The organism is Tumebacillus algifaecis (genome assembly GCF_002243515.1).
Classification (GTDB): domain Bacteria; phylum Bacillota; class Bacilli; order Tumebacillales; family Tumebacillaceae; genus Tumebacillus_A; species Tumebacillus_A algifaecis.
The window spans coordinates 1,824,011-1,848,252 of the sequence record NZ_CP022657.1 but is presented as its reverse complement, the minus strand read 5'-3'; the positions used below and the strand labels follow the sequence as shown (position 1 = coordinate 1,848,252).

Genomic DNA, 24,242 nt, shown 5'->3' with positions numbered 1-24,242 from the left:
CATGAGACTCATGGGGTTCAATGCGTTTGCGAAGTTGGTTCGGCTTGCTTTTTTTGGACGGTCTTCACTTTGCCAATTTCGCCTGTCGCCTCGATTTGTACTACCCCTGCCTGCTCGTAGATGCGGTAGGAACAAACGCCTGCACCCAACCGGATCTGCATGCGTTCTCCGCGCCATGACGGGTCTTGTTGCAGGTGGGATTGTCCAACGAGGAGCGCAGCTTCCGCGAGATAATAAGCTTGGTCGGAGCGGTAGAGTTCGGTGGTCATGCGAAAATCTTGTGTCGTCAGCGCGAGTTGAGTGCCAAGGAGCAGAATGGTTACAAGAAGCAGTGTGACGGGAAGAAAGAGTTTCATCGGTTTCCCCTACCCACCCACGACTGGCTGATCGCACCGAGATGGACGGTTAGCACACGGCCTTCTTGATCGGTGCTAAATCGGCACTCTGCGAGATGGGAGCCGATGACGGTGGCACCAACTCCCTCTTCATCGCGAAGGAGCAGCCCACCGCTCGAGAGTTGATAGCGGATCAGACGACCCGCCTTGTTGAGAAACACCAAGCCGTTTCGCTGCGGCAAAAAGCTGCTGCCTTCCCGCACTTCAGCACCGATTCGGTGAAGCAAAACTGCGTTTGTTTGGCGGACCTCGATACGCTCGCTCACTTGTTGCCATTGAGCGATCATGGCGGTCATCCACGCAGCGAACACAGGGAGCAGGAGTCCTGTGACCGCGAGCGACAGAACCAGTTCCAGTAAGGTCACACCCCGCTCGTCAGCGATGAAGCGTCGCCCACGTTTGCTCATGTGTTCTTCCTCCTTCTTGCCAAGTGAACGTCAAGGTGACTTGAAATAGGTCGGCTTCCTGCACAATCGTGCGGTGCGAAAGAATTCTCATCCCATCTACTTCCAAATCTCTCACCTCTTCCCCTGGCATCACACTTTGCTCCGCCCGCAGGCGTTCCATATCGGACACAGCCTGCCTCGACACTGCGAAATACATGGCAGATTGTCGCTCCTGCGCAATGCAGGCTTGCCATAGTCCCGATGCGATCAGAATGGTCATCGAGGTGATCACGACAGCGCAAAGCGACTCGATCAGCGTAAAACCCTTTTCATTACGCACCATGATCATGGCGTGATCCCCTCATAGACGATGTGGCCTGTGATCGGGTAGATTTTTACTTCCGTTTGTTGACCTGCTCCATTGATCAGGCGGATACCGCCGCTCCCACCTGTCCGAGTCGGACCAAAGAGCAGAGTACTGACGGAGGATTCGATGTACCCAAGTCGATAGTTAACCCGCTCCGGCAAGTGTTTTTGCCCTCGAAACACTCCCGACTCCCATAATGTGTAGCGGGGCGTGAACCTTGTAAACCGCACCTCATGCTCATCCCCGTGCACCCAGGCCGATCGTTGCGAGTCGCGCAGATCTGCTAAGAGGCTTCGGCTTGCCACATCCAGTTCTAAGCGCAGGTACAGCTTGTTTACGGCGGGCATGAGCAAGGAGAACATCACCCCTAGAATGGAGAGGACGAGCAGCAGTTCGAGCAGCGTATATCCTGACTGACTGCTCCATAAGCTTTTCATTGGCCAAGCGCTCCATGTACCGGACAATTGACTTCCGCACTTTTTCCATCCGGCGCGACGGTGATCGCATAGGTTCCTCCCCCTGGGCAAGACGGTAAGCTTTGCAGATAGCCCCGATCGACCATCTGTTTCAATCGCTCCACATCGGACAATCCGTTCGGATAGCTGTTTTCGATCAGATAGAAGTTCTCAAGCTGGGCCCGCAACAGACGCTGATTGCCTTCACAGGTAACCCTTTGTGCTTTTTCCCCTGTACCGCGCAAATTCGGTAAGGCGATCGCGATCAGTACGGAGATGACAAACACCACCACCGCCAATTCAATCAAGGTAAAACCTTGCTGTCCGCGCCAAAGCGTCAACCATTTTCGCATCGAACCTCATCCTCTCGCTATGAAATTGTTAGATTGCCCGAATCAGATCGAGCATCGGCCACATCATCAACAGCGCCACCAGCCCGACAAGCAGTCCTGCCACAAGCAGTAACAGCGGCTCGATCGCTTTGACTAGCAGTCCGATCATCCGTTTGCGCTGCTCGGCTAAATCGCGCTCGACCGCGAGCAAGGCTCGAGACAGATCTCCTGTCACTTCTGCCACCTGGATCGCCAAAGGCAGTGCCGCATCCAGCATTTCTCCGTGCAACGCTTCCCCGAGCGAAGTGCCCAGCAGAACTTTTTCACGAATCCGTACACAGGCGTTTCGAGTTTCCTCGCGTAGCGGAAGTCGCTCCTGCACGTGCAACGCCTGCAACAGCGGTACGCCGCCATCGAGGAGCAACCCAAGCGTTGCCACCCACTCATGCGTGCGCTCCACGATCAGCAGACGGCGCAGAAAAGGCACCTTCCGAAGCAGTTGCAAGACGGAAAAAGTGCCCGTTCCTTTCTTTCTGACCATCCACATCACCGCACAACTTACCGCCAGTACACCGCTGAGCAAAGCGGGATACAGTTCACTCAAGCCGAATAGCATCCGAGTCGTCCCGTGCACTTCCAATCCCATACCTGCGTATAGACCTGCGAAGCGTGGTACGACCACCGTGAACAAAAACAAAGACAGACAGATCAGCACAACGCCGACTAACAGCGGATAGAGCATCGCCTGCCGACGTTCACGCCGCCACTTCACCTGCTCAGCGCAATAGTCGGCCGAGCGAAACAAACTTCCGGCCAGATCTCCACCATGCTCACCAACTTCAACAAGCGCCTGCACCATCAGTGGTGCCTCTCCTCTCTTCAGCGTTTGTGACAATGTGTGCCCAGCCTTCAGCTGTGTCTGTACCTCCGCAAGCCAAGTTTGCTCTTTGCCCTTGTAGCGTCCAGCCAGAAATGCGAGCGCTTCAAGCAGGGGGACACCACCCTCCAAAAGCCGGGCCAACCTCCCTGCCAATACACCCCAAGCGCCAACGTCCAAACGCCTGCCCATGCCATCTTTCGTTCTCCAATGATTCGGGGTACACCTCCCTTCAAAAGCCAAGCCAACCGCAAGACTGGTTCACCCCAAGCATCTATGTCAAAGCGCCTGCTCACGACAACCCTCGTTCTCCGATGATTCGGTCGTACGTCTCCTCGTCCACAGCGCCTCTGTCCAACCACTCGCTAAGCACATCGGGCAACAGACGAATCCTGTCTTTTTTCGCAAGCGAGGTCAACTCCCGCGCGTCTGCGTGGCGGTACAACGCTTGGCGGATCGATTCGGTCATCGGCAGGCATTCGAATACCGCTTTCCGTCCTTCTTTCGTCTCCACAAGCCGCTGACCGACCACGCCGCGAATCGCCGTTGCCACCATTTGCGGCGGCACACCTAGATCGATCAGCCGCAGCAGTGCCAAAACGGCGCTTTCGCTGTGCAGGGAAGTCAGCACCAAATGCCCGGTGAGCGATGCGCGTGCTGCTACCTCAGCCGACTCTTCATCGCGAATTTCCCCGATCATCAGCACATCCGGATCTTGGCGCAGCACCGAACGTAAAGCCACACCAAAAGACAATCCGGTTCGCGGTTGAATTTCCACCTGATTGATGCCGGGGAGTTTCACTTCGACCGGATTTTCTAGCGTGGACAAGTTTAAGCCTGCATCTTGGCGCTGCAACATCGCCGCATAGAGCGTTGTCGTCTTGCCCGATCCGGTCGGCCCTGTGACCAACACCATCCCGTGGCGCGATTCGATCCACGAGTTAAACAACCTGCGCTGCTTCTGATCAAAACCTAACTCATCCAGCCTGTGTCTGGCCTGATTTTGCAAAAGTCGTAGCGCAACTTTTTCGCCATGCACGGTTGGGAGAGATGAGACTCTGACGTCAAACACCTCGCCTTCTGTCAGCCGCATTTGAAAACTCCCATCCTGCGGCAATCGTTTTTCTGCAATATCCATGCGCGCCTTTAGCTTTAGTCTGGAAACCGTTTGTTCCAACGTCCCCTCCAAAGCTTCCCAATGCTCCAGCTTCCCGTTCACTCGCACCCGCACTTGGCAGCCTCCATCTATCCCGGGTTCGATGTGTACATCGCTCGCCCCTTCTGTGTAAGCCAAGCCGAGCAGATGCTCTAACCGGTCTGCCGAAACGTCATAATCGTGGTTCATTTTTTGTGTGGCTCCTTTTGTCAAGATTGCGGATGCGCATCCATGACAACTGTTTTACCACTACCTCGCCATGTGAATAAAGTGTTTTTCTGAAAATAATTTTATTTATAAAATGACAATTCGTCATTTAATATTCACATAATCTGAACTTGCTCAGGCAATAAGAACGCTGTATTTGAAATTTTTTCGTACGAGCGGCAGGAATCCCCACACCCAAAAAGAAAAGGGTAAGAGCCACGGTAACACCTACCTGCTCTCACCCCTTCAGTTATTCACCTTTCACCGTCAACACGCTCACCTGACTCCGATTGAGAAAGCGGATCGGAATTCTACTCGTCCCTAATCCACTGTCGATGTATAAGGCCGTTCCCCGTTGCAAGTGAAACATCCCCTTGTCGTACTTCGGAAAATACCCCTGTCCTGGCGCCACCAACGCTCCCACCACCGGAAAGCGAATCTGTCCCCCATGTGTATGTCCTGACAAGATCAAGTCTGCTTGAAACGCCTGCTCGTTTCGGATGATCATCGGATCATGTGCCAACAGCAGTGTAAACTGTCGCTCATTCGTCATGCCCGCAAAGGCAAGGCTCAATCGGTCTCGATTCGTGTGCGGGTCGTCCACACCCACGATGTTGAGCGTCATGTCTCGAATCGTTAGCACAGCATGCTCATTGCCTAGTACCGTTACTCCCCGCTTACGCAGTTCATCCGCCATTTCTCGATACCGCCGATGCTCCCAATCGTTATTGCCCGACACGAAATACAGATTCCGGCAGGCTTCCCGCAATTTTTCGATCATTCGATAGACCCGGTCGAAACTGGCTTCTTGCCCGTTCACCAGATCACCTGTGATCGCGATCAGATCAGGTTTTGTCGCTTTTACACGCTCTAAAAAACGGTCGTGAAGCCGCATATTATGCAGATCGGACACATGCAAAATCTTTAGTTCCTGACCTGCTTTCAACCTTGTCGTTCGCAACCTTGCCTGATTGATCTTCGGAAATAACGTCTCGAAAAGCACATCTCCAAGAACGAGTGTGGCAAAAACTCCTGCTGTAAGAAGAACTGTTGTCATTTCACACGACCTCACTTTGAGCAAACGGAGACTGCATCGGTCATACAGCCCCACTGTTTTCTGACAGACTATTTATGTTCTCCATCTCATTCGTTTCGTGTTCTCAACACATCAGCTATGCATCGTGAATCGTACTGCCTGCATTGCTGAGCCAGTTGATCGCGATCGCGTGGAACTCCGCTATGTTTGCTACACCGTATGCAGACACAGCCTACACAGATCGGCTTACACATCGCACAACCGACTTATCGATATTCCATCTCCAACGTTCCTTTTCCATGTTGTACCCGGACGCGGGCAAATGCGCCGTTGACCAGAATCAACTGCGGTGGCTTATGCCCGATGTCAACGTCATAGACCACCGGAATGTTGAGCTCGTCGATAGCTCGATGCAACGCATCCTGCAAGAGAAAATCGGCGACGTCGATATTGCCATGAGCACGGCCAATCAAAATCCCTTTCGCCCCCTCGAACCAACCAGCATCCTTCATCTGCCATAAGCTGCGATACATTTCAGCAGCGTTGATTTCCGAGCTTTCCAGATACCAGATCACTCCGTCCTCCTGACAATAATCCCTGACAAACTGCTGAACTGGCGCGTGCTTCGTGCCGACCAGCGACCGCAAGATCTCCCAACATCCACCAAGCAAACGACCAGTGAATTCCAGCTCCGCCTCCGGTTGTTGCTCATACCCGAGACGTTTCCATACTGTCTGTTCAGTCAAAGCAAACGGGTCCCACGGATTTTTGCGTGACCAATGTTTTTGATAACGCTCGGACGATCTCTGCCTGATCGTGCCACCCGCTTCTGTGGACAGCACATCAACCCAGCGCCGCGTCAGGTCATCCCACGGGGTTGTGCCAAGGTCGAAGAAATTATTACCATGTGCCGAAGCATGCCCGGTCATCAGCGTATGGACGAAACAAAAGGTCGTCAAGTCCGAATAGCCGAGCACCCATTTCGGATCTGCAGCGCGAAGGCGCTCCCAATCGAGCAGGGGCAAAATTTCGAACAAAAACTCCCCGCCCCACACCGGAATGATCGCCTGCACCTCAGGATCTAGCAAAAAGCGTTGCATCTCTTCAGCTCGTTCCTCTTTCGGAGCAGAGGTCAGCTGTCTATTGCTCCACACCATGTCACTGATCAACACTTCATAATCGGACGCCTCTACGTTGCGTTGCGCTTGCTCCATGTACGGCTGCCAATCGCGCGTAATTCCTGATGACGGCGCTGTCACCACAATTCGTCCACCTTTTTGCAAGGGCGCGGGATATAGGATTTGTTTGTTCATTGTGCGCACTCCCTTCTCCTTCCATAGCATCGTGACCTAATTGTAACAGCTTTCTGTCAACTTTTGACCGAATCTGTAACGATCATTTTCAGGTCAGAAGAGAGGACTTGCCCCTGATGATCAATTTCGCGGGAGGCAGGGCCAGCCGTAGAAGTGCAGATCTTACACAATCACTTGTCCTCTCAAACACAGAGAATCTAGATTTCATGTTGTCCGCTCTACGTACATGTCCGAACTACAAACGGATTACACTAGAGAGGATTGAATGGAAAGCGGGTGATGAGATACGCATACTAGTTGATGGCTTGTGGATCGCATTGATCATCCTGTTGGCTTGGATTACTGTAGAGCGGCGTTGGTTTGCCGATCCGGTCGAGCCGCCCGATCACCCCGATGATAACGAATGGTGGTAAATGTCGGTGGGGAATCGAACAACCTAGACAACGCAAGGTGGAGTCATGTCGTTCTTGTGGGAAGAAGCATGCGCTTGAGGTACAATGTAACCAGTACCATTTCATCACATGCTACAGGAGGTGTTTTCTCACAATCATGATCGATGCAATCCTTTTGTTTTTCACCGGTGTTTTGGCGGGGGTGACCGGTTCGATCGTGGGACTTGGCGGGGGATTTGTCGTTGTGCCCGTGATTTCCTTTTTGTACACGATGGTGCCTGCGCACATTGTCGGCACGTCGATGGCAGTCTTGTTTTTTAACTCGATTTCCAGCACCCTTACATACGCGAAACAAAAACGGATCGACTTTGCGGCCGGCCTTTCGTTTGCCACGGCCAGCATCCCCGGTTCGATCATCGGGGCGTTTATCGCAGACGGATTGAGCAGCAAAACGTTTTTTGTCGGATTTGGTTGTTTCCTGATCTTCATCTCTCTTTTTCTTGTCTTCAAGCCGAAAAATCCGGTTCGACTGCCGTTGGAACCGACTGTGCATCGTAAGTTCGTCGATGCATCGGGAACGGAGTTTGAATATTCCTACCACCGTCCGCTCGGTGTTGGCATTTCGTTTATCGTCGGTTTCATCTCCAGTTTGCTTGGCATCGGCGGTGGTAGCATCCTTGTCCCGATGATGGCGATTCTGTTCGCTTTCCCTCCGCACATCGCGACGGCCACCTCGATGTTTACGATCTTTTTGTCCGCCATCATTGGTACTGGCACACACTGGTATCTCGACAACATCAATTGGTGGATGGTGCTCTTCTTAGCACCGGGTGCCTTTATCGGTGGTCTGGTCGGCGCGAAAATCGCTCCAAAACTGCCAGCCCAACTCATTTTGCGCATTCTATCGATCGTGCTGATCATCGTTGCCATTCGCCTGATAACCAAATAGATGGACAAAACGATCATATCGCAAGAAACAAACAGGACGGCTCAACAAGGAGCCGTCCTGTTTGTTTGACGTTGCATCAGATAAGCCTCCCAGTGCGGCCGATCGTTTTGAAACGAGACGATCACACACCACAGTTCAGGGTACATCCATTCCAATCGGTCCCGAATGGAAGGAGCTGCTTCTGCTGTCGGGTGGGAGTGTACCAGTGCCAACGGCACCAATCCTTGCGCTTTCGTCATCGCCAGTGCGTCCAACCACTCTTGCGGATCGACAAGATAGCCGATGTGCGGATCGGTCGCCACATTGCATAGCGGCAACCAGTGCTGCACATCCTGTGCCGTTCCGCTCCACAGCCCGACCCCTTCGAGCGGTAAAAGGCGTTCTAGATCAGCGATGGTCTGTTCAACGATCAGGTCCGAAACGTTCAACATACCAGACTACTCGGCAAAATCAAATTCGTACTCGCCGATCCGAATCGTATCCCCTTCTTGGGCGCCTTTTTTCCGCAGGGCTGAATCGACACCTTTTTGTTTCATGATGCGCTGGAAGCGTTTCACCGAATCGTACTGGGTGAAGTTGGTCATCACACACAGCTTTTCGATCCACTCGCCATTGACCACATAAGCATCGTTGTCGCGCGTGATCCAGAATTTGTCCGAATCATCTTCCAGACGGTAGATTTTACGGTCAGCCGTCTCTTCGACTTCTTCTAGCTGTGCCTCGATCGGTGGAGCTGTCTCGAGGGCGTCGGCAACCGCATAGACCAATTCTTTCAGTCCTTCGCGCGTCACACCGGAAATCGGGAAGATCGGGTATTGATCACCGACCTGCTCACGAAACTTTTTCAAGTTGTCCTCCGCTTCCGGAACGTCCATCTTATTCGCGGCGATCAGCATAGGCCGAGCGGCCAGTCGATCGTTGTACAACTCAAGCTCGCGGTTGATCGTCACAAAGTCTTCATACGGGTCGCGCCCTTCCGTACCGCCAATGTCCAGCACATGGACGATGACACGGGTACGTTCGATATGGCGCAGAAATTGATGTCCGAGACCGCTCCCTTGGCTGGCCCCTTCGATCAGACCAGGCAAGTCGGCCATCACGAAGTTCCGACCCTCACCTGCATCAACTACACCCAGATTTGGGGTGATCGTTGTGAAATGGTAAGCCGCAATCTTCGGCTTTGCGGCCGAGACGGAGGAGATCAAGGTCGATTTGCCGACGCTCGGCAAACCGACGAGGCCAACGTCTGCCAGCAGCTTCAATTCCAAGTTGATGTAACGCTCTTGGCCCGGTTCGCCCTTTTCTGCGATTTCTGGTGCTTTGTTGTACATCGTGGCAAAACGGGTGTTCCCGCGTCCACCCCGTCCACCTCTGGCTACGATGAGCTTTTGACCATGTTCGATCAATTCACCCAAAAATTCATTGGTGTCCGCATCGGTGATCACCGTGCCTGGCGGAACTTTTATGTACATGTCATCCGCACTGGAGCCGTGCTTGTTGCTCGTCTTGCCATATTCACCGCGCTCCGCCTTGAAGTGGCGCTTATATTTAAAGTCGAGGAGGGTGCGAAGCCCTTCATCGACCACCAGCACCACATCCCCGCCATTGCCACCATCTCCACCGGCCGGGCCACCTTCTGGAACGTATTTCTCACGACGGAACGAAACGATGCCATTGCCACCGTCTCCGCCTTTTACGTAAACTCTCGCGGTATCTACAAACATTAGTGTCACCTCAGTCTATTCCTGCACTTGAAAGCGAATCGAATATTCGATTCCGTCCTCCTCCTGAAGCTGTTGAAACGTACTACTAGACTCTCCCCATCGCTTCGACCACGCAGAAAAATCGAGGTCACAAGCATGTGTATCATCAAGGAACCATCCTATCTCATAGCCTTGACCGAAAGATACAATCCATACATCCATCCGTAAAGGTTCGAGCAGGTTCATCGAATGCTTGCCGACCAGATCGAGCAGATCGAGCAGTAGGAGAGCGGCCTGCTGTTCCGCTTTTAGAGAAGGTATTTCCAGTTGTTCATAGGTAGCATGCAATTGCAACATCTGGTAGCATATGTCGCGCGTCAGCACCACATACGAGATCATCGGGCTGGCTAGGGCCGACAGTTCGGTGTGACGCTGTGCTTCGGCAATCAAACTTTGGATCGGAATTTGCAGTCGATCAAATTTTTTCATCTGAGAATAGGCGTGAATCAACTGCACCTGATTCATCAGATCATGCCGATAGATACGTAACACGTCTAAGCTGTCTTCCATCAAACGACGAATTTCCAGTTCTTTAGGTTGCTCCGAAAGGTTTAGGTCCATACTTATTTCCTTTCTTCACCATAGTCACAAGGTTGCTTCATACACTTCGACAACCGGAAAGAAATTCCTGTGATGTGAGCTATTAAAAAAAGCGACTCTCCGCGAGGGAGAATCGCTTATCGCAAAAGCTCTTACGCTTCAATAGCTTCTGCTACAACGACCGGATATACGCTGACTTTCTTCTTGTCGCGACCCATGCGCTCAAAAGCAACACGGCCCTCAACTTTCGCAAACAACGTATCGTCGCCGCCTTTACCAACGTTCAGTCCCGGGTAGATCTTGGTGCCGCGTTGGCGAACCAAGATGGAACCTGCGGAAACCACTTGACCATCTGCGCGCTTAACGCCCAGACGCTTCGAATGGGAGTCACGTCCGTTTTTGGAGGAACCTACCCCCTTCTTAGACGCAAACAACTGAAGATTCAATTTAATCATTCGTTCCACCTCCGATACTGTGGAGTTTGCCCTTATCGGGACTTCTCGGTAAATTTCACAAAGTCCGGATACGCTTCCGAGACTTGACGAATTCCATACACCATGGATTCCATAAGCAATTGGAGTCTTTCGTTCTCCACGCCACTCAAAGCAGGCACCTCGCACACGACATCACCAGAGGCGATCTCGTCATCCGTTGCGATGACTACGCCAAGCAAATGCTCCGACGAGTTGATCGCATTCGTGACCAATATCGAGACGGCAGCACACACGATATCATAACCGCGGTCGGCTGCGCCTGCATGTCCACGAACAGAAAACTTGGAAATCCTGCGTTGATCGTCACGCCAAATGACCGAGCGGATCATGCGAGATTACGCGTTGATCTTTTCGATTTGTACTTGGGTATACGGTTGACGATGACCTTGCTTACGACGGTAGTTTTTCTTAGACTTGTACTTGTAAACGATGATTTTCTTCGCTTTACCATGTTTCAGGACTTTCGCAGAAACGGTTGCGCCAGCTACAGCCGGGGAACCTACTACTACGCTGCCTTCTTTGGAAACGAGAAGAACTTCGTCAAAAGTAACAGCTTCGCCCTCAACGTCGAGCTTTTCAACGAAGATCACGTCACCTTCTGCTACTTTGTACTGCTTACCACCAGTTTTCACGATTGCGTACATATGTGCACCTCCTATTACTCAGACTCACTATCCCTAGGTAGTCACGAAGACGTTTAGAACCCGGGCTACGTGGTTACAGCGTGCACGAACTATAAAACTACAGAACATCACGCTACTAAAGTATACTATCATAGGTAGCAACGCGGTGTCAACGAACGTATTTAGCTAGGTCTATGCACCAAAGTCGCTTTCGCATAGGTCCGAAACACTTGCCCGACTTTGACCAGCATCGTGTCGCCCACATGCATGCCCGCGCTTTGCACATCGAGCACGTAGCCTTCAAGGCGAGCGATGCCGTCGCGAGGATTGTGGGCATGTGGCTCGTCAATCTTCACTTCGAGGACTTGTCCGATCTGCACGGGCAATGCCTTCATTTCCACCTCAGCAACCGTTCCCGCCCACGAAATGCGGTGCTCGGCGATATGCAAGCTCTCGCGCCCTTTGATGAAGATGCGCTTTCTCGTCTCCCGCTCCAAGCGCTGCAAATTCTGCCCGCCAGGTCCGATCAATTGTGCCGCCACCAATGGATGAGATTCGATCAAAACGGCTGCGTGCTCCTGCTCGGCGAGGTAGTCGAGCAGTTCACGTTCGATCCGCGCCGCCATCGTCTCCTCCGCAAACACTTTCCCTTTCCCTTCACAAAAGTGACAGGGACGCATCAACACTTCGTCGAGCGACTGACGCACTTTTTTTCGCGTCATCTCGATCAGGCCGAGCTGCGTCATGCCGAGCACATGAGCGCGGGTGCGGTCTTTTTTCAATTGGGCTTCTAACTCCTCCAGCACCAACTGCTTGTTCGCCGGGTCGCGCATGTCGATAAAGTCGATGATGATGATGCCGCCCAGATCGCGCAGGCGGATCTGGCGCACCAATTCGCGAGCGGCCTCTAGGTTGGTCTTCAACACAGTCTCTTCAAGCGAAGTCGTGCCGACGAACTTGCCCGTGTTGATGTCGATCGCAGTCAAAGCTTCCGTTTGGTCGATCACCATGAAACCGCCCGACTTGAGCCATACTTTGCGCTTCAGCGCCTTTTCTAAATCCTGATCGATACGATGCGCCGTGAACAGATTCTCTTTGCCATGATACAATTTGACTCGTTCCAGAAGATGCTGAGAGCCGAATTGCAACAGTTCCCGCACGGTCTCGTAAGCCTCTGCCGTATCGACGAGGAACTCGTCCACATCATCTGTAAAAAAGTCGCGCACAGAGCGGCTGAGCAAATCGAGATCGCGGTAGACGACACCCGGTACTTTCACCGTTTTCGACTGCTTCTGCACGCGCTGCCACTGCGCTTTCAAAAACGTATAATCGCTTGCAAACACCGCTTCTTCCGCGCCTTCCGCCGCTGTGCGCACGATGACGCCCGTGTTTTCATCACGAATTCGCTCAGCGATCTCCTTGATTCGATTGCGCTCCGCCTCATTTTCGATCCGGCGCGATACACCGACATAAGGCGCATCTGGCATCATCACCAAAATGCGGCCAGGCAGTGACAAATTGGTCGTCACCCTAGCTCCTTTGCTCCCGACCGCCTCTTTGTTGACCTGTACGATGATCTCTTGTCCTTCGCGGAGCAATTCATTGATCTTCGGTTTGTGTTCCGGAGGCGCTTCACCTGGCAAGAGCGAAAGCGCATCATCTATGTAGAGAAAAGCGTTCTTCTCAATCCCAATATCCACAAATGCCGCCTGCATGCCCGGTAGGACATTGGCAACGCGGCCTTTATAGATATTGCCAACGACGCCTCCCCCGTGACTTCGCTCCAAGTAATACTCCACGGTGCGGCCGTCTTCTAGGATGGCCACGCGCAATTCACGATGGTCTGTCGATACAAGAATTTGTTTGCGCATCTGCACACCCTCCCTTTCGCCATTGTTGCTTTTAAAGGCTTATTCTTCGACAGCACACACTAATTTCCTCTTCTGCTTTGTCAAGCCGATCGTTTTCGACGCTCCGCCAACTGGCGAAGGGTCAGCCGCATACCATTCTCTTCAAAGACACTATGCACCAAATCATCTTCGGCTAAAACAACGATGATATTTTTTTGTTGATCGAGCACGTAGATCAGGTGATAGGCGTCAGGGGCGAATCGTTCGATCACTTGCCGCACCTGCATCGTTTCTGGCACGACCAGCGACCGCACCTGCTGAGGCTCATGGCGCTTCTCCCGCCGCTTCGCATCGAGAAAGCGAATCAAGTCAACGCGCATTTGCTTGCGAAGCTCCCACGCAGACAGCAGCAAAAAGGCACCGAGCGCCAACATGCCGATATTCAAATAGCCAACCCAAAGCGAGACCAAACCTACGACGATCAATAGCGCTGCGATCCCAAAGGCCATACGAATCGACACCTCCGTTGCTGCACGATACCCCCGCTCTCGGGAAGCAGCAGCGCGCAAAATCCGCCCTCCATCGAGCGGCAAAGCGGGCAGCAGATTGAAAAAGCCGATCATCAGATTGCCTTTGATAAAAAATACGGTCAGCCACTCCGACCAGACACCTATCGCCTGCAGCAGGACGGCGACCAGAATCATCAGCAGATTGTTGAGCGGCCCTGCGATGGCGATGGCCACCTCATGTTTAGGATTCCACCCCATCGCGCCATGCTCAAGCTTGGCAACTCCGCCAAACGGCAGGATTGCCATCTCCCTTATTTTATAGCCGTAAGAGGTGGCAACAAACACGTGTCCCAACTCGTGGATCAACACGATAGTAAACAGCACGAGCATCTCCACGATCAAACCGGATGCGCATGCTGCGACCACCAAAAGCAAGAAGAGCGGGTGAATACGGACTTTCATACCAAACGGCCAAAATACTTGCAGTTTCATTTCCTTCACCTGCGAACTAATCGGTGACAGGAAGCTTCAGAATATCGGCTGGATTCAGGAATTTATCCTCCACCTGAAAGGCGAAAAACATTTGCCCGTGCTCACCTTTTTGGGACAAGGTTCCGATTTTTTGGCTCGTTTCTAGCCACGCATCTTGCTTGACATTGACGGTGACGAGGTGGCGATATATCGTCTTGCCTGCCGTACCATGTGAAACGGTGACCGTAAAATCTTCACTGCCCTCTTTCTCCACCTTTTCCACGATACCTTTCGCCGCAGCTTTCACTTCCGCACCAAGTTCGGTCTGAAAGGTCACACCTTGCTGCTCCGCGCCGTCATAAGGGATTTTGATCGTACCTTGCACCGGCAGCTCAAACTGTAAAACCTGCCCCTGCGGTGTAGTACTCGCTGGCAGGGCCAAATTATCCGATACCTTTTGTTGCCACCACGCAGAAATGGCGCTCAGATCGGTATCTTCGCTCATCGCCCCCACTGCGAACGCCTGCACTTTTTGGGCAATCGGCCCTTCGCTTTGAAACGTGAAGTAGAGCACGACGGTCAATGCGACCGCCCCCAACGCTTGCATCGCTCGATGTCCAGACACCCCCGGCTCGTCCGCATCACCATAAATCCTCCGCCCACCGTTATAACTGCCATATGTTGCTCCGCCTGTCTCATACGCTTTAGCATGGTGTCCGCGAGCACGTAAAAAATCTTCATAGCTGCGCGGATTGTTGCTTGGGTGTGCTGAAAATTCCGGCTTGGCCGTCGTGACATCCCAATCGTCATCGCCAGCCGAAAACAGCGAAGGCCGAGTGGTATCATATCCTTGACGCCAAGGCAGCGTTTCGATCTCATCGTATCGCTTTTTTTTCTTCCAAAAATCCCATCTGATCATCCTCGATTACCCCCTCGTCCACATGATGTTCTCTCTCATCATATGAGTGCGCCGAGACGTTTATGAGGTCGAAAAAGCGAGACTGCCCAAGGGCGGTCTCGCTTTTTGTACGAAGCATCTTCTTATTTTCCAAGGCCCATCATCCGCTTGACTTTGCCGAAGAAACCGACCTGATCTTGCAGATTCATCAGCGGCACCGAATCGCCCAGAATGCGGCGGGCGATGTTCCGGTAGGCCATCCCTGCCTTTGCAGCCGGGTTCATCACAACCGGCTCTCCGGTGTTCGAACCTTTGATCACACCGTCATCATCCGGCACGACGCCGAGCAGGTCGATCGCGAGCAATGAAACGATCTGGTCAAGATCAAGCATCGAACCGTCCTCGACCATGTGCGCTCGAATCCGATTGACCACCAGTTTGGGCTGATTGAGCTTGGCCGCTTCCAAGAGCCCAATCACACGGTCAGCATCCCGTACTGCTGCCGCTTCCGGATTGGTGACGACAATCGCTTTGTCCGCTCCGGAAATTGCGATTTTAAAGCCTTGCTCAATGCCCGCTGGGCAGTCGATGATCACAAAGTCATACTGCTCTTTCAAAGCTTCGACGACCACTTTGACCGATTCAGGCGTCAAAGATGACTTGTCCTTGGTCTGAGAAGCAGGCAACAGATACAAATGGTCAAATCGCTTATCTTTGATCAACGCTTGCTCGAGGCGGCATTGTTTGGTGACAACATCGACGAGGTCAAAAATAATGCGGTTCTCAAGACCCATGACAACGTCAAGATTGCGCAGGCCGATGTCCGTATCGACCATGCATACTTTTTTGCCCGACAGCGCCAAGGCTGTACCGATGTTCGCGGAGGTCGTGGTCTTTCCCACGCCCCCTTTACCCGATGTAACTACAATTGCCTCTCCCACTCTTAGTTCCCTCCTCTAAAAATCACGGGCCCTAATACTATATAGATGGCTGAGTTTATCGACCGCCATTTGACGTTCACGCAAGTAGGCGAACTCCATTTCCGTCTCCAAGGGCTGCGTTTCACCGGAATCTGGCGCACGGGAGATCACATCATGGATCCGCAACTGTGACGGCTGAAAGAATACGGCTGCGATGATCGCGTCTTCGTTGCCTTTGCATCCGGCATGCGCCATGCCGCGCAGAGTGCCCATCACAAAAATATCGCCGGTCGCCAGCACTTGGCCGCCCGGATTGATGTCCCCAATGATCACCACATCGCCGTCATGGTCGATCACCTGTCCTGACCGGACCGTGCCGTAACAGATACGCTGCGACGGCTTTTGTACCTGTAACATCGCATCCAAGGCCGATTGAAACTCTTGGATGATCAGATTGCCGTGACTGGATAGCTTTTTTCGAATCTTCTCTTCCTGTTCGACGGAGAATTTACGTGCCCCGGTCTGAACGGTGACTTTGACGATCGGCCCGGTCAACAGTTGTCGGTGGGTGCCGTTCACCTTCTCCTCCAGATCGTCTAGGATCTCCTCCATAGAACTCTCATCATGTAAGATGAAGACCAGTCCATCACGAATCCCTTTGATCGTCACGGGCGTTCTGGTTCGTAGCGTTTCACACCCCGTTTGATGTCCCATGCCGGTCCTCCTGTTAAAAACACTCGCATTGCCTCGTAACTTATTCGTGAAAAAATCTTAATTTCCTTCACTCAACGTCAGTTGTTTCTGCTCTTTCAGCGTGAAGTAGGCATCGAACATTTTTTGCGCAATTGGACCGACGCTATCGTAGGAGTGGGAGTTCTTTTTGTTATCCGGAATGATGATCGCAATCGCCACCTCAGGATTGTCATACGGCGCATATCCGACAAAGAGGGAGTTCTCTGTGCCGCGCCCCGTCTCCGCCGTCCCGGTCTTACCTGCCACCGGATAGCGGAAGTTATGCAGCACCGAGTAAAACGTTCCGTACGGTTGTGCGATAACATCGCGCATCCCGCGCTGGACAAGTTTGATCTGATCCTGTGTGAACGATATTTGATTGAGCAGTTTCGGCTCGATTTTCTGGACCGTTTCGTTACCTGGTCCAATAATTTCGCTGACCACATGCGGCTCCATTCGCTTACCGTCGTTGGCAATTGTTGAAACGTATTGCGCCAACTGCATCAGCGTGTAGTGCTCCGACTGCCCGATCGCCGAAAACGCCAAGTCCCCCGCATTTTTCTCTTCTGTCACCGAACCTGCTACTTCATACGGCAGGTCCACTCCAGTTTTCACCTTCCCGGTGCCAAATTCAGCATGGTAGGCCAAAATCTTTTTCATCGAGTTCGGCAGGTAATTGCTGAGGAACGTGTTGACTTCAGCGTTGCTCATGTAGTCGTTGTATTTCCCGTAGCGTTTGAAAATGTCGATCATGTAGACGTTCGAGGAAACGGCGAGCGCTTTCACCGGATCGACATAGCCCAATGCTTGCCAAGAGGAGATCATGTTCGGTTTCCCATCGATCGTCCAGCCAACTTGAATCGCACCCGAATCGTAGATACCCGAGCTCGGGGTGATCATGCCTTCCTTCAATCCGATCAGGACGGTGGACATCTTCACCGTCGAACCTGGCTGATAGGTCTGCTGAATCGCGCGGTTCATAATCCCGGGCAGGATCATCTCGTTGTATTCCTTGGTGCTGAAACCTTTAATATACAGATTCGGATCGAAATCGGGGAAGCTTGCCATCGACAAAATTTCACCCGTTTTCGGGTTCATCGCGATCGCTGCACCATGTTCGACCGTCGAAACGTTGCGCTTCAATTCGGTGAGTTGTACTTTCAATGCCTCTTCGGTCGCAACTTGCAAATCTTTATCGATCGTTAAAACGAGGTCATGTCCCTTGACCGGTTCTTCAGTGCGCTTGTCTTCCAACGGCTGATAGTAGCGATTGACCTCCACTTTCAACTTGCCGTTTTTACCGTGCAAATAGTCCTCGTACTGCTTCTCCACACCTGCCCAACCTACGATTTCATTTTGTTGGTAGCCTTTTTCTTTGTAGCTTGGCCATTCCTCTCCGTCGATGTTGTTCAGATAGCCGAGAATGTGAGCGGCCGAATTATTGAAACGGTAGTTGCGAATTGGCTCGACGACCACGTTGATGCCCGGCAGTTCATTGGCATGTTCCCGAACATAGGCCACCTGCTGCGGTTTGGCATCGGAAATGATTTTACGGGCGATCGTGCGACTGTACTTTTCCGCCTGCGGGTCCATCTTCGCGTACATTTCCTCTGGTGTCATTTCAAAAATCTCATAGAGTTCGCCGATCAGATCCATCGGATTCTGGCCGACTCCACTCAGGATCTGATAAGTGATCGTAAAAGCAGGCTTATTCCCGACAAGTTCCACCCGATCCCGGTCCAAAATGCTACCTCGCGGTGCCGGAATCGACAACTCGATATAGCGGTTCGTCTCCGCGCTCGCCAAAAAAGTTTCCCCTTGCGAGAGTTGCACGAAACTAAGTCGGAAAATCAACACAGCAAGCGCAAAGAAGATGATGACGAACAGCAAGCTCATTCGTTTGGAAGTGCCGGTCAACTTTTCTTTATCTTGGTTCGTCACGACAACGTTTCCCCCTCTCCCTCTCGTTCAGCGAAAAGAGCCACGAAGGGCAGCGCAAACTTGACGTTTCGCCGTACCAACGTGGCTGATTAGACAATTACAACGATTCTTCTGCCAGATTACGACTGCGCTCCGTCGCAAGCAGTTTGACTGACGGCACATACAGCAACAAGGCAAAGATTCCGTTCCAGATCATGATGCGCAGCGTATGCGTGACTGCCGCCATCAAGTCTACATGCGCGTAGCCAAATAGACGGCTGAGTCCATAAGCAGACAGTTCGGCGAGGAAGCTGTATCCAAGCATAATCAGGATGACCATGACCAGTTGGCGTGACAAGTACGAGCGGAAGGTCATGCCGGCAAAATAGCCGACCGTTGCATACGTGTACGCATAAAGCCCCAAATAGGAGCCGAACAAAATATCTTGGATCAATCCGATCAAAAGCCCTGTGTACAAAGCGGTGATCGACCCGCGCATCATGCTGACGTATAACAAAAGCACTACAATGAGGTTCGGTGCGATAAAAGAGAACGGCTGCACCTGCAGGACGGTGGACTGGATGACCAGCCCTACCATCATCGTAAGGAGAATCAACAAAGGATGCATCTTCTCACCTACCTGCTTCAGCCTTGCTTTTTTTCACTACATAGAGAAATTCGAGACTGCCAAGGCTTGCTGCCGGCTCGAGTTCGGCCGTCTGCGTCAGACCCAGCTTATCTTCGGTCACGCTCGCGACCTTTCCGATGTACAAGTTGGCCGGAAAGAGCGTGTAAGCGAGACCGGAAGTGACGACATTCTGGCCTTTTTCCACCTTGGTGTCAAGCGTGATGCCCGTCATCTCCACTCGAACTTTGTCGGTGTGCGACAGGTCGTTTGTAGCACCACTGACAATCCCGTAGGCGATGTTTTTCTCGTCGTTGTTCAGCACCTTGGCCGAAATACCCATCCGCTCTTTGTCCGTGAGGAGCACTACCTTGGAGTGGTACGGCGTCACTTCATAGACGCGGCCGACCAGACCTTTGTTGGCGGTGATGACCGCCATGTCCTTCTCCACGCCGTCCTTGGTGCCGACATCGATGGTGATCTCTTTGTTCCAAGAGGACGGGCTGCGACCGACTACGTTGGCAGACACCAAATCAAATTGCCCTGAGATGTCTTTCAACTTATACAGGTCATCTTTGAGCTTTTTGTTCTCCCTTTGCAACACTTCAACCTGAATCGCCATCGAAGAATAGTCATTCAAGTTAGACTTGAGCTTGGCGTTTTCCTCATACAGCGATTTGATGTTCTGAATTTCCTCAAAGAAATCGGCAATGTGGTGAACAGGGGCGTAGATGACGCCCTGTACCCAGCCAAACGCGTCGATGAGGAAAGCTTCCGGCCACGTCGGTTTCTCCCGCTCCCGCAACGTCAGTCCAACCAAAGCGGCAAGCAAGATGATACTGGCGAGAAGCGCCATCATTCTCTTGCTAGTAAAAAATCGGGTCACCCGTTACCCACTTCCTTTTGTAACGCCTGATAGGGCAGTATTTAGCGGACACGCCGCTTTTTGGTGTCGTTGCTCTTGAAGAGATGGCTGTATTCAAGAGACTTGCCGGTACCAATCGCCACACAGTCAAGCGGGTTCTCCGCCACGAGGACAGGCATGCCAGTCTCGCGGGAGAGCAGACGGTCAAGGTTGCGCAACAGCGCGCCGCCACCGGTCAACACGATGCCGCGATCCATGATGTCTGCAGCCAGTTCTGGCGGAGACTTCTCAAGCGTGATCTTCACCGCTTCAACGATTGAATTGACCGTATCTGCCAGCGCCTCCGCAATTTCGGTCGCCGTGATAGTCAGCGTTTTCGGCAAACCTGTGACGAGGTCGCGGCCTCGCACATCGATCGTCTCTTCTTTGTCGGATGGAATGGCAGAACCGATCGTCATTTTCAACTCTTCAGCAGTGCGCTCCCCGATCATCAAGTTGTACGCCTTCTTGATGTATTGGATGATCGCTTCGTCCATCTCATCGCCCGCCACACGGATCGAACGAGAGGTGACGATACCACCCAAGGAAATGATCGCAACTTCTGTGGTGCCACCGCCGATATCAACCACCATGCTGCCTGTCGGTTCGCCAACCGGAAGACCTGCACCGATCGCAGCTGCCATCGGCTCTTCGATCACCTGAGGATCACGTCCACCCGCTTCGCGGGCCGCATCTTCAACAGCGCGTCTTTCAACAGCGGTAATTCCGGACGGGACGCAGATGACCACGCGCGGCGGAGAAAAAAATAAGCCCTTGTTTTTGGCGGTCGCCTGACGAATGAAATGGCGGAGCATCGTCGCCGTCGTTTCAAAGTCTGCAATCACACCATCTTTCATCGGGCGTTCCGCACGAATATTGCTCGGAGTACGGCCGATCATTTGTTTCGCCTCTTCGCCGACCGCTTTGATCTCTCCGGTATCGCTACGGGTTGCAACTACAGACGGTTCTCGAATGACAATCCCTTTGCCTTTTACATATACGAGGGTATTGGCTGTGCCTAGATCAATACCCATATCTCGTGAAAATTTGTTAAACATTGTAATTACTCCTTCCCAAAACCTGAGGGGACAAGTTATGTTAACGACTGATTATTATACAGCATGAGCATAGGATGTGCCTAGTCTTACAGCCATCCTTTTTCCTGCATGCTTATGTAGCAATTTTCGCCGATGATGATGTGGTCGAGCAATTCAATACCCAAAATCTGTCCGGCTTCCACCAAACGACGGGTCACTTTCACATCATCAAAGCTTGGCGTTGGGTCACCGCTAGGATGGTTGTGCAGGCAAATGATCGAAGCGGCGCTTTTTTTAAGCGCAGTCTTGAAAATTTCGCGCGGATGAGCGATCGAGGAGTTCAAGGACCCGATCGACACGATCTCTTCCCCGATCAAGCGGTTTTTCGTGTCCAAATGGAGCACGACAAAATGCTCTTTCAGGTGAAATCGCAAGCGATCCATCATGTAGTCTGCCGCTTCTGCGGGCGTTTCGAAAGTCGGGCGCGCTTCGTTTCTCACACGGGAGACACGACGTCCGATCTCAATGGCTGCCTTTAGCTCAGTAGCTTTGGCATACCCAATCCCAGGCAGTGCGGTCAACTCATGCAGGTCAGCGTCAATCAAGTTTCGGATGCCGCCAAGGCGCTTCAGGATCTGCTCGGCCAAATCTACCGCCGAGTAGCCGCGGGTGCCTGTGCGCAGCAAGATTGCGAGCAACTCCGCATTGCTGAGCGCTTCCGCCCCCTGAAGCATCATACGTTCGCGCGGACGATCCTCTTTTGGGATCTCCCGCACCAGCACAGGTCGGTGAGCATGTATCGATGCGCTCATGCTTGTCACCCGCCTTTTTTAGCTGTGAAGAGTTCAAACCCGAAACGTGCCAAATGGTCCGCAACCAAAGAAACGGGCAAACCGACCACGTTAAAATAGTCCCCTTGAATCTCTGGAATGAAAGCGGATGCAGCTCCTTGAATGCCGTAGGAGCCCGCCTTGTCCATCGGGTCGCCAGTAGCGACATAGCCCGAGATCAACTCCGGCGACAATTCTTTCATCACCACTTTTGTGGCGCTCACGTCGCGAATTTCCATCCCGCCGCCAGCTTCCACCAATGCGATCCCTGTGTATACCATATGCGCTCGTCCGGACAACTTGGACAACATTCTTTTTGCATCTTCGACATCTACCGGCTTACCAAGGATGACCCCTTCGCTCACTACGATGGTGTCAGCTCCGAGTACGAGCCCATGAGATAAAGAATTCGCAACTGCCTTGGCCTTTTTGTACGCCAGCTCTTGAACGATTTCCGTCGGGTCGAGACCCAATTCGAAAGTTTCGTCCACTTCGCTCACTTTCACTTCAAATGACAATCCCAGACCCGCCAGAAGCTCTTTCCTGCGCGGTGATCCGGATGCCAGCACTAACAGCTTTTCCTGCATAGCGGCCCTTCGCCTCCATGTTCTTTTTCCAAGAAACCGATAGAATCACCGTATCTGGCTACTCTGGATTATTTTAGTCTGTCCTGGAAAAAGAAAAGCTATGTCCATGATAATATACTCTTTATCTTGTTGACTGTCCAGAACAGAACGGCGACAGAAGTTGACACGATTTTGACAAAGAAAAACCCGCCTCTACCAGGCGGATCTTTCTAGTTGGTTTATTCGCCAAACAACAGTTTACTACCTGCGATTCCAGGCGAAGTCATCTCAAACGGATTTAAGATCACGTCAAGTTCCTCTTCCGTAAGAATGCCCCGCTCTAAGCAGATTTCGCGAACAGAACGCCCTGTCTGAATCGCCTCTTTTGCCACCATCGTTGCCGTCTCGTAGCCAACGTGCGGGTTGATCGCGGTGACAACGCCCACGCTCATTTCCACCAATTGGCGGCACCGCTCAACATTGGCGGTCAGACCTTCGATCAGGCGTTCGCGGAAGACTCGCAGCGCATTTTGCAAGATGGAAAGCGATTGCAGCAGATTGAAGACGAGCACCGGCTCCATCACGTTCAGTTCAAGCTGGCCCGCTTCCGAAGCGAGCGAGATCGTGTGGTCATTGCCGATGATCTGGAAAGCGACTTGGTTGACCACTTCAGCCATGACCGGGTTGACCTTGCCAGGCATGATCGAAGAGCCAGGCTGACGCGGCGGCAAGTTAAGTTCGCCCAATCCAGTTCGCGGACCCGATGCCATCAGACGGATGTCATTGCACATCTTAGACAGGTTGACCGCGCAGATCTTCAAGGCGCCGGATACTTCTGTATAAGCATCCGTATTTTGCGTTGCGTCCACCAAGTCATCTGCCCGTTTGAGGTCAAGTCCAGTGATCACACGAAGATGTTCGGCCACGTTGACGATATAGCGCGGATCGGCGTTGAGGCCTGTGCCTACAGCCGTAGCACCCATGTTGATCTCGCGCAGGTTGTCGAGCGAACGCGTGACCCGTTCAAAGTCGCGGGTGATCACCTTCGCATAGGCGGAAAATTCCTGTCCGAGACGAATCGGCACAGCATCCTGCAAATGGGTACGCCCCATCTTGATCACCTGATCGAATTCCTGCGATTTTTCAACTAGCGCCAGACGCAGCTTGTCCAACTCCACGACAACGCCCTGCGCCAGGTTGAGTGAAGCGATGCGAATCGCCGTCGGGAACACGTCGTTGGTCGATTGCGCCATGTTGACGTGCGTGTTTGGCGAACAATGCAGATATTCGCCCTTCTGACCGCCTAGCAACTCGATGGCGCGGTTGGCGATCACTTCATTCGCATTCATGTTCATCGAAGTCCCAGCACCACCCTGGATGGAGTCAACGATAAACTGATCATGAAATTGACCGGCGAGCACTTCATCACTGGCTTTGGCGATCGCTTCTCCGATGTTTTTCTTGAGCCCGCCGACTTCCACGTTCGCCAGCGCCGCCGCCTTTTTGACAGCGGCCAGCGCACGGATCATTTCCACATGCGGCGGAATGCCGGTAATCGGGAAGTTTTCAACGGCACGAAGCGTTTGGATGCCGTAATATGCATCGATCGGTACATCCTTTGTACCGAGGAGATCTTTTTCAATACGATATGCTGTCATGAAACGGGCAACTCCTTTTGTCATTTACCTAAGATGC

At 52.5% G+C, this 24,242-nt stretch carries 28 protein-coding genes and 1 other annotated feature; of the genes, 1 reads left to right on the top strand and 27 read right to left on the bottom strand.

The genetic code is table 11. The annotated features are described in order from the left end of the window. Nucleotides 1-17 precede the first annotated feature (17 nt). The 9 genes from CIG75_RS08195 to CIG75_RS08155 form a co-directional block, all read right to left on the bottom strand. Nucleotides 18-356 carry a hypothetical protein gene (locus tag CIG75_RS08195; protein ID WP_094236217.1) on the bottom strand — a complete coding sequence of 113 codons (339 nt, stop codon included), beginning with the start codon at nt 354-356 and terminating at the stop codon, nt 18-20. Then, the gene (locus CIG75_RS08190) at nt 353-802 is read right to left on the bottom strand and encodes a PulJ/GspJ family protein (protein WP_094236216.1); all 450 of its coding nucleotides are present in this window, start codon (nt 800-802) and stop codon (nt 353-355) included. The genes CIG75_RS08195 and CIG75_RS08190 overlap by 4 nt, the downstream gene beginning before the upstream one ends. After that, on the bottom strand, nt 771-1,130 hold the full coding sequence (locus CIG75_RS08185; RefSeq protein WP_094236215.1) for a type II secretion system protein: 360 nt from the start codon (nt 1,128-1,130) through the stop codon (nt 771-773). Before CIG75_RS08185 ends, CIG75_RS08190 begins: the two co-directional genes overlap by 32 nt. Next, nucleotides 1,127-1,585: a prepilin-type N-terminal cleavage/methylation domain-containing protein gene (locus tag CIG75_RS08180; RefSeq protein WP_094236214.1), complete on the bottom strand. Its 459-nt coding sequence runs from the start codon at nt 1,583-1,585 to the stop codon at nt 1,127-1,129. Before CIG75_RS08180 ends, CIG75_RS08185 begins: the two co-directional genes overlap by 4 nt. Then, entirely contained in the window at nt 1,582-1,956 is a 375-nt protein-coding gene (locus tag CIG75_RS08175; RefSeq protein WP_094236213.1) for a competence type IV pilus major pilin ComGC, read from the bottom strand. Before CIG75_RS08175 ends, CIG75_RS08180 begins: the two co-directional genes overlap by 4 nt. 28 nt (nt 1,957-1,984) lie before the next feature. Beyond that, nucleotides 1,985-3,004 (bottom strand): type II secretion system F family protein, encoded by a 1,020-nt coding sequence (locus tag CIG75_RS08170; RefSeq protein ID WP_094236212.1) that lies wholly within the window; start codon nt 3,002-3,004, stop codon nt 1,985-1,987. A 100-nt stretch (nt 3,005-3,104) separates the two neighbouring features. Further along, nucleotides 3,105-4,157: a GspE/PulE family protein gene (locus CIG75_RS08165; protein ID WP_094236211.1), complete on the bottom strand. Its 1,053-nt coding sequence runs from the start codon at nt 4,155-4,157 to the stop codon at nt 3,105-3,107. A 268-nt stretch (nt 4,158-4,425) separates the two neighbouring features. Beyond that, nucleotides 4,426-5,232, bottom strand: coding sequence for a metallophosphoesterase (locus CIG75_RS08160; RefSeq protein WP_094236210.1), 807 nt, complete (start codon nt 5,230-5,232; stop codon nt 4,426-4,428). Between the two features lie 245 nt (nt 5,233-5,477). Then, entirely contained in the window at nt 5,478-6,524 is a 1,047-nt protein-coding gene (locus CIG75_RS08155; protein ID WP_094236209.1) for a S66 family peptidase, read from the bottom strand. A gap of 549 nt (nt 6,525-7,073) precedes the next feature. Between CIG75_RS08155 and CIG75_RS08145 the strand changes: the two genes are divergently transcribed. After that, nucleotides 7,074-7,865, top strand: a complete 792-nt coding sequence (locus tag CIG75_RS08145) for a sulfite exporter TauE/SafE family protein (protein WP_094236207.1) — start codon at nt 7,074-7,076, stop codon at nt 7,863-7,865. A gap of 41 nt (nt 7,866-7,906) precedes the next feature. On the opposite strand, the gene CIG75_RS08140 is transcribed toward CIG75_RS08145, so the two are convergent. From CIG75_RS08140 to aspA, 18 genes are all read right to left on the bottom strand, one after another. Beyond that, a complete protein-coding gene (locus CIG75_RS08140) occupies nt 7,907-8,296 on the bottom strand; it encodes a M67 family metallopeptidase (RefSeq protein ID WP_094236206.1) in 390 nt (129 codons plus the stop codon). Between the two features lie 6 nt (nt 8,297-8,302). Continuing rightward, the gene (obgE, locus tag CIG75_RS08135) at nt 8,303-9,589 is read right to left on the bottom strand and encodes a GTPase ObgE (RefSeq protein WP_094236205.1); all 1,287 of its coding nucleotides are present in this window, start codon (nt 9,587-9,589) and stop codon (nt 8,303-8,305) included. Nucleotides 9,590-9,604: 15 nt separating this feature from the next. Further along, nucleotides 9,605-10,189 (bottom strand): Spo0B domain-containing protein, encoded by a 585-nt coding sequence (locus CIG75_RS08130; protein WP_094236204.1) that lies wholly within the window; start codon nt 10,187-10,189, stop codon nt 9,605-9,607. Nucleotides 10,190-10,320: 131 nt separating this feature from the next. Next, a complete protein-coding gene (gene rpmA / locus CIG75_RS08125; RefSeq protein ID WP_094236203.1) occupies nt 10,321-10,623 on the bottom strand; it encodes a 50S ribosomal protein L27 in 303 nt (100 codons plus the stop codon). 32 nt (nt 10,624-10,655) lie between these two features. After that, nucleotides 10,656-10,991, bottom strand: coding sequence for a ribosomal-processing cysteine protease Prp (locus CIG75_RS08120; protein WP_094236202.1), 336 nt, complete (start codon nt 10,989-10,991; stop codon nt 10,656-10,658). Nucleotides 10,992-10,997: 6 nt separating this feature from the next. Next, nucleotides 10,998-11,306 (bottom strand): 50S ribosomal protein L21, encoded by a 309-nt coding sequence (rplU, locus tag CIG75_RS08115; RefSeq protein WP_094236201.1) that lies wholly within the window; start codon nt 11,304-11,306, stop codon nt 10,998-11,000. 10 nt (nt 11,307-11,316) lie between these two features. Further along, nucleotides 11,317-11,391, bottom strand: a sequence feature (ribosomal protein L21 leader region). Between the two features lie 76 nt (nt 11,392-11,467). Then, nucleotides 11,468-13,156, bottom strand: coding sequence for an Rne/Rng family ribonuclease (locus CIG75_RS08110; protein WP_094236200.1), 1,689 nt, complete (start codon nt 13,154-13,156; stop codon nt 11,468-11,470). 80 nt (nt 13,157-13,236) lie between these two features. Further along, the gene (locus CIG75_RS08105) at nt 13,237-14,136 is read right to left on the bottom strand and encodes a M50 family metallopeptidase (RefSeq protein WP_094236199.1); all 900 of its coding nucleotides are present in this window, start codon (nt 14,134-14,136) and stop codon (nt 13,237-13,239) included. Between the two features lie 16 nt (nt 14,137-14,152). Beyond that, nucleotides 14,153-15,034 (bottom strand): M23 family metallopeptidase, encoded by an 882-nt coding sequence (locus tag CIG75_RS08100; protein ID WP_094236198.1) that lies wholly within the window; start codon nt 15,032-15,034, stop codon nt 14,153-14,155. A gap of 122 nt (nt 15,035-15,156) precedes the next feature. After that, nucleotides 15,157-15,954: a septum site-determining protein MinD gene (gene minD, locus CIG75_RS08095; RefSeq protein ID WP_094236197.1), complete on the bottom strand. Its 798-nt coding sequence runs from the start codon at nt 15,952-15,954 to the stop codon at nt 15,157-15,159. A gap of 15 nt (nt 15,955-15,969) precedes the next feature. Continuing rightward, nucleotides 15,970-16,647, bottom strand: a complete 678-nt coding sequence (locus CIG75_RS08090) for a septum site-determining protein MinC (RefSeq protein WP_094236196.1) — start codon at nt 16,645-16,647, stop codon at nt 15,970-15,972. Between the two features lie 57 nt (nt 16,648-16,704). Next, nucleotides 16,705-18,606 carry a peptidoglycan D,D-transpeptidase FtsI family protein gene (locus tag CIG75_RS08085; RefSeq protein ID WP_094236195.1) on the bottom strand — a complete coding sequence of 634 codons (1,902 nt, stop codon included), beginning with the start codon at nt 18,604-18,606 and terminating at the stop codon, nt 16,705-16,707. Between the two features lie 97 nt (nt 18,607-18,703). After that, entirely contained in the window at nt 18,704-19,213 is a 510-nt protein-coding gene (gene mreD / locus CIG75_RS08080; protein ID WP_094236194.1) for a rod shape-determining protein MreD, read from the bottom strand. A gap of 4 nt (nt 19,214-19,217) precedes the next feature. After that, nucleotides 19,218-20,096, bottom strand: coding sequence for a rod shape-determining protein MreC (mreC, locus tag CIG75_RS08075; RefSeq protein ID WP_157729450.1), 879 nt, complete (start codon nt 20,094-20,096; stop codon nt 19,218-19,220). 41 nt (nt 20,097-20,137) lie between these two features. Beyond that, complete coding sequence (locus CIG75_RS08070; protein ID WP_094236192.1) at nt 20,138-21,172, bottom strand: rod shape-determining protein; 1,035 nt, start codon at nt 21,170-21,172, stop codon at nt 20,138-20,140. 86 nt (nt 21,173-21,258) lie between these two features. After that, nucleotides 21,259-21,963 carry a RadC family protein gene (gene radC, locus CIG75_RS08065; RefSeq protein WP_094236191.1) on the bottom strand — a complete coding sequence of 235 codons (705 nt, stop codon included), beginning with the start codon at nt 21,961-21,963 and terminating at the stop codon, nt 21,259-21,261. 5 nt (nt 21,964-21,968) lie between these two features. Beyond that, entirely contained in the window at nt 21,969-22,568 is a 600-nt protein-coding gene (locus CIG75_RS08060; RefSeq protein ID WP_094236190.1) for a Maf family protein, read from the bottom strand. A 218-nt stretch (nt 22,569-22,786) separates the two neighbouring features. Beyond that, nucleotides 22,787-24,205: an aspartate ammonia-lyase gene (gene aspA / locus CIG75_RS08055; protein WP_094236189.1), complete on the bottom strand. Its 1,419-nt coding sequence runs from the start codon at nt 24,203-24,205 to the stop codon at nt 22,787-22,789. Nucleotides 24,206-24,242: the final 37 nt, after the last annotated feature.

Bases quoted from the DNA above. Each gene is read 5' to 3' on its own strand.
- mreD (WP_094236194.1), bottom strand. From the start codon at position 19,213: ATGCATCCTTTGTTGATTCTCCTTACGATGATGGTAGGGCTGGTCATC.
- CIG75_RS08190 (WP_094236216.1), bottom strand. From the start codon at position 802: ATGAGCAAACGTGGGCGACGCTTCATCGCTGACGAGCGGGGTGTGACC.
- CIG75_RS08090 (WP_094236196.1), bottom strand. From the start codon at position 16,647: ATGGGACATCAAACGGGGTGTGAAACGCTACGAACCAGAACGCCCGTG.
- CIG75_RS08120 (WP_094236202.1), bottom strand. From the start codon at position 10,991: ATGATCCGCTCGGTCATTTGGCGTGACGATCAACGCAGGATTTCCAAG.
- CIG75_RS08060 (WP_094236190.1), bottom strand. From the start codon at position 22,568: ATGCAGGAAAAGCTGTTAGTGCTGGCATCCGGATCACCGCGCAGGAAA.
- CIG75_RS08165 (WP_094236211.1), bottom strand. From the start codon at position 4,157: ATGAACCACGATTATGACGTTTCGGCAGACCGGTTAGAGCATCTGCTC.
- CIG75_RS08155 (WP_094236209.1), bottom strand. From the start codon at position 6,524: ATGAACAAACAAATCCTATATCCCGCGCCCTTGCAAAAAGGTGGACGA.
- CIG75_RS08070 (WP_094236192.1), bottom strand. From the start codon at position 21,172: ATGTTTAACAAATTTTCACGAGATATGGGTATTGATCTAGGCACAGCC.
- rplU (WP_094236201.1), bottom strand. From the start codon at position 11,306: ATGTACGCAATCGTGAAAACTGGTGGTAAGCAGTACAAAGTAGCAGAA.
- CIG75_RS08140 (WP_094236206.1), bottom strand. From the start codon at position 8,296: ATGTTGAACGTTTCGGACCTGATCGTTGAACAGACCATCGCTGATCTA.
- CIG75_RS08105 (WP_094236199.1), bottom strand. From the start codon at position 14,136: ATGAAACTGCAAGTATTTTGGCCGTTTGGTATGAAAGTCCGTATTCAC.
- CIG75_RS08130 (WP_094236204.1), bottom strand. From the start codon at position 10,189: ATGGACCTAAACCTTTCGGAGCAACCTAAAGAACTGGAAATTCGTCGT.
- CIG75_RS08185 (WP_094236215.1), bottom strand. From the start codon at position 1,130: ATGATCATGGTGCGTAATGAAAAGGGTTTTACGCTGATCGAGTCGCTT.
- CIG75_RS08175 (WP_094236213.1), bottom strand. From the start codon at position 1,956: ATGCGAAAATGGTTGACGCTTTGGCGCGGACAGCAAGGTTTTACCTTG.
- rpmA (WP_094236203.1), bottom strand. From the start codon at position 10,623: ATGATTAAATTGAATCTTCAGTTGTTTGCGTCTAAGAAGGGGGTAGGT.
- CIG75_RS08180 (WP_094236214.1), bottom strand. From the start codon at position 1,585: ATGAAAAGCTTATGGAGCAGTCAGTCAGGATATACGCTGCTCGAACTG.
- CIG75_RS08160 (WP_094236210.1), bottom strand. From the start codon at position 5,232: ATGACAACAGTTCTTCTTACAGCAGGAGTTTTTGCCACACTCGTTCTT.
- CIG75_RS08170 (WP_094236212.1), bottom strand. From the start codon at position 3,004: ATGGGCAGGCGTTTGGACGTTGGCGCTTGGGGTGTATTGGCAGGGAGG.
- obgE (WP_094236205.1), bottom strand. From the start codon at position 9,589: ATGTTTGTAGATACCGCGAGAGTTTACGTAAAAGGCGGAGACGGTGGC.
- CIG75_RS08195 (WP_094236217.1), bottom strand. From the start codon at position 356: ATGAAACTCTTTCTTCCCGTCACACTGCTTCTTGTAACCATTCTGCTC.
- CIG75_RS08100 (WP_094236198.1), bottom strand. From the start codon at position 15,034: ATGATCAGATGGGATTTTTGGAAGAAAAAAAAGCGATACGATGAGATC.
- aspA (WP_094236189.1), bottom strand. From the start codon at position 24,205: ATGACAGCATATCGTATTGAAAAAGATCTCCTCGGTACAAAGGATGTA.
- CIG75_RS08145 (WP_094236207.1), top strand. From the start codon at position 7,074: ATGATCGATGCAATCCTTTTGTTTTTCACCGGTGTTTTGGCGGGGGTG.
- radC (WP_094236191.1), bottom strand. From the start codon at position 21,963: ATGAGCGCATCGATACATGCTCACCGACCTGTGCTGGTGCGGGAGATC.
- CIG75_RS08110 (WP_094236200.1), bottom strand. From the start codon at position 13,156: ATGCGCAAACAAATTCTTGTATCGACAGACCATCGTGAATTGCGCGTG.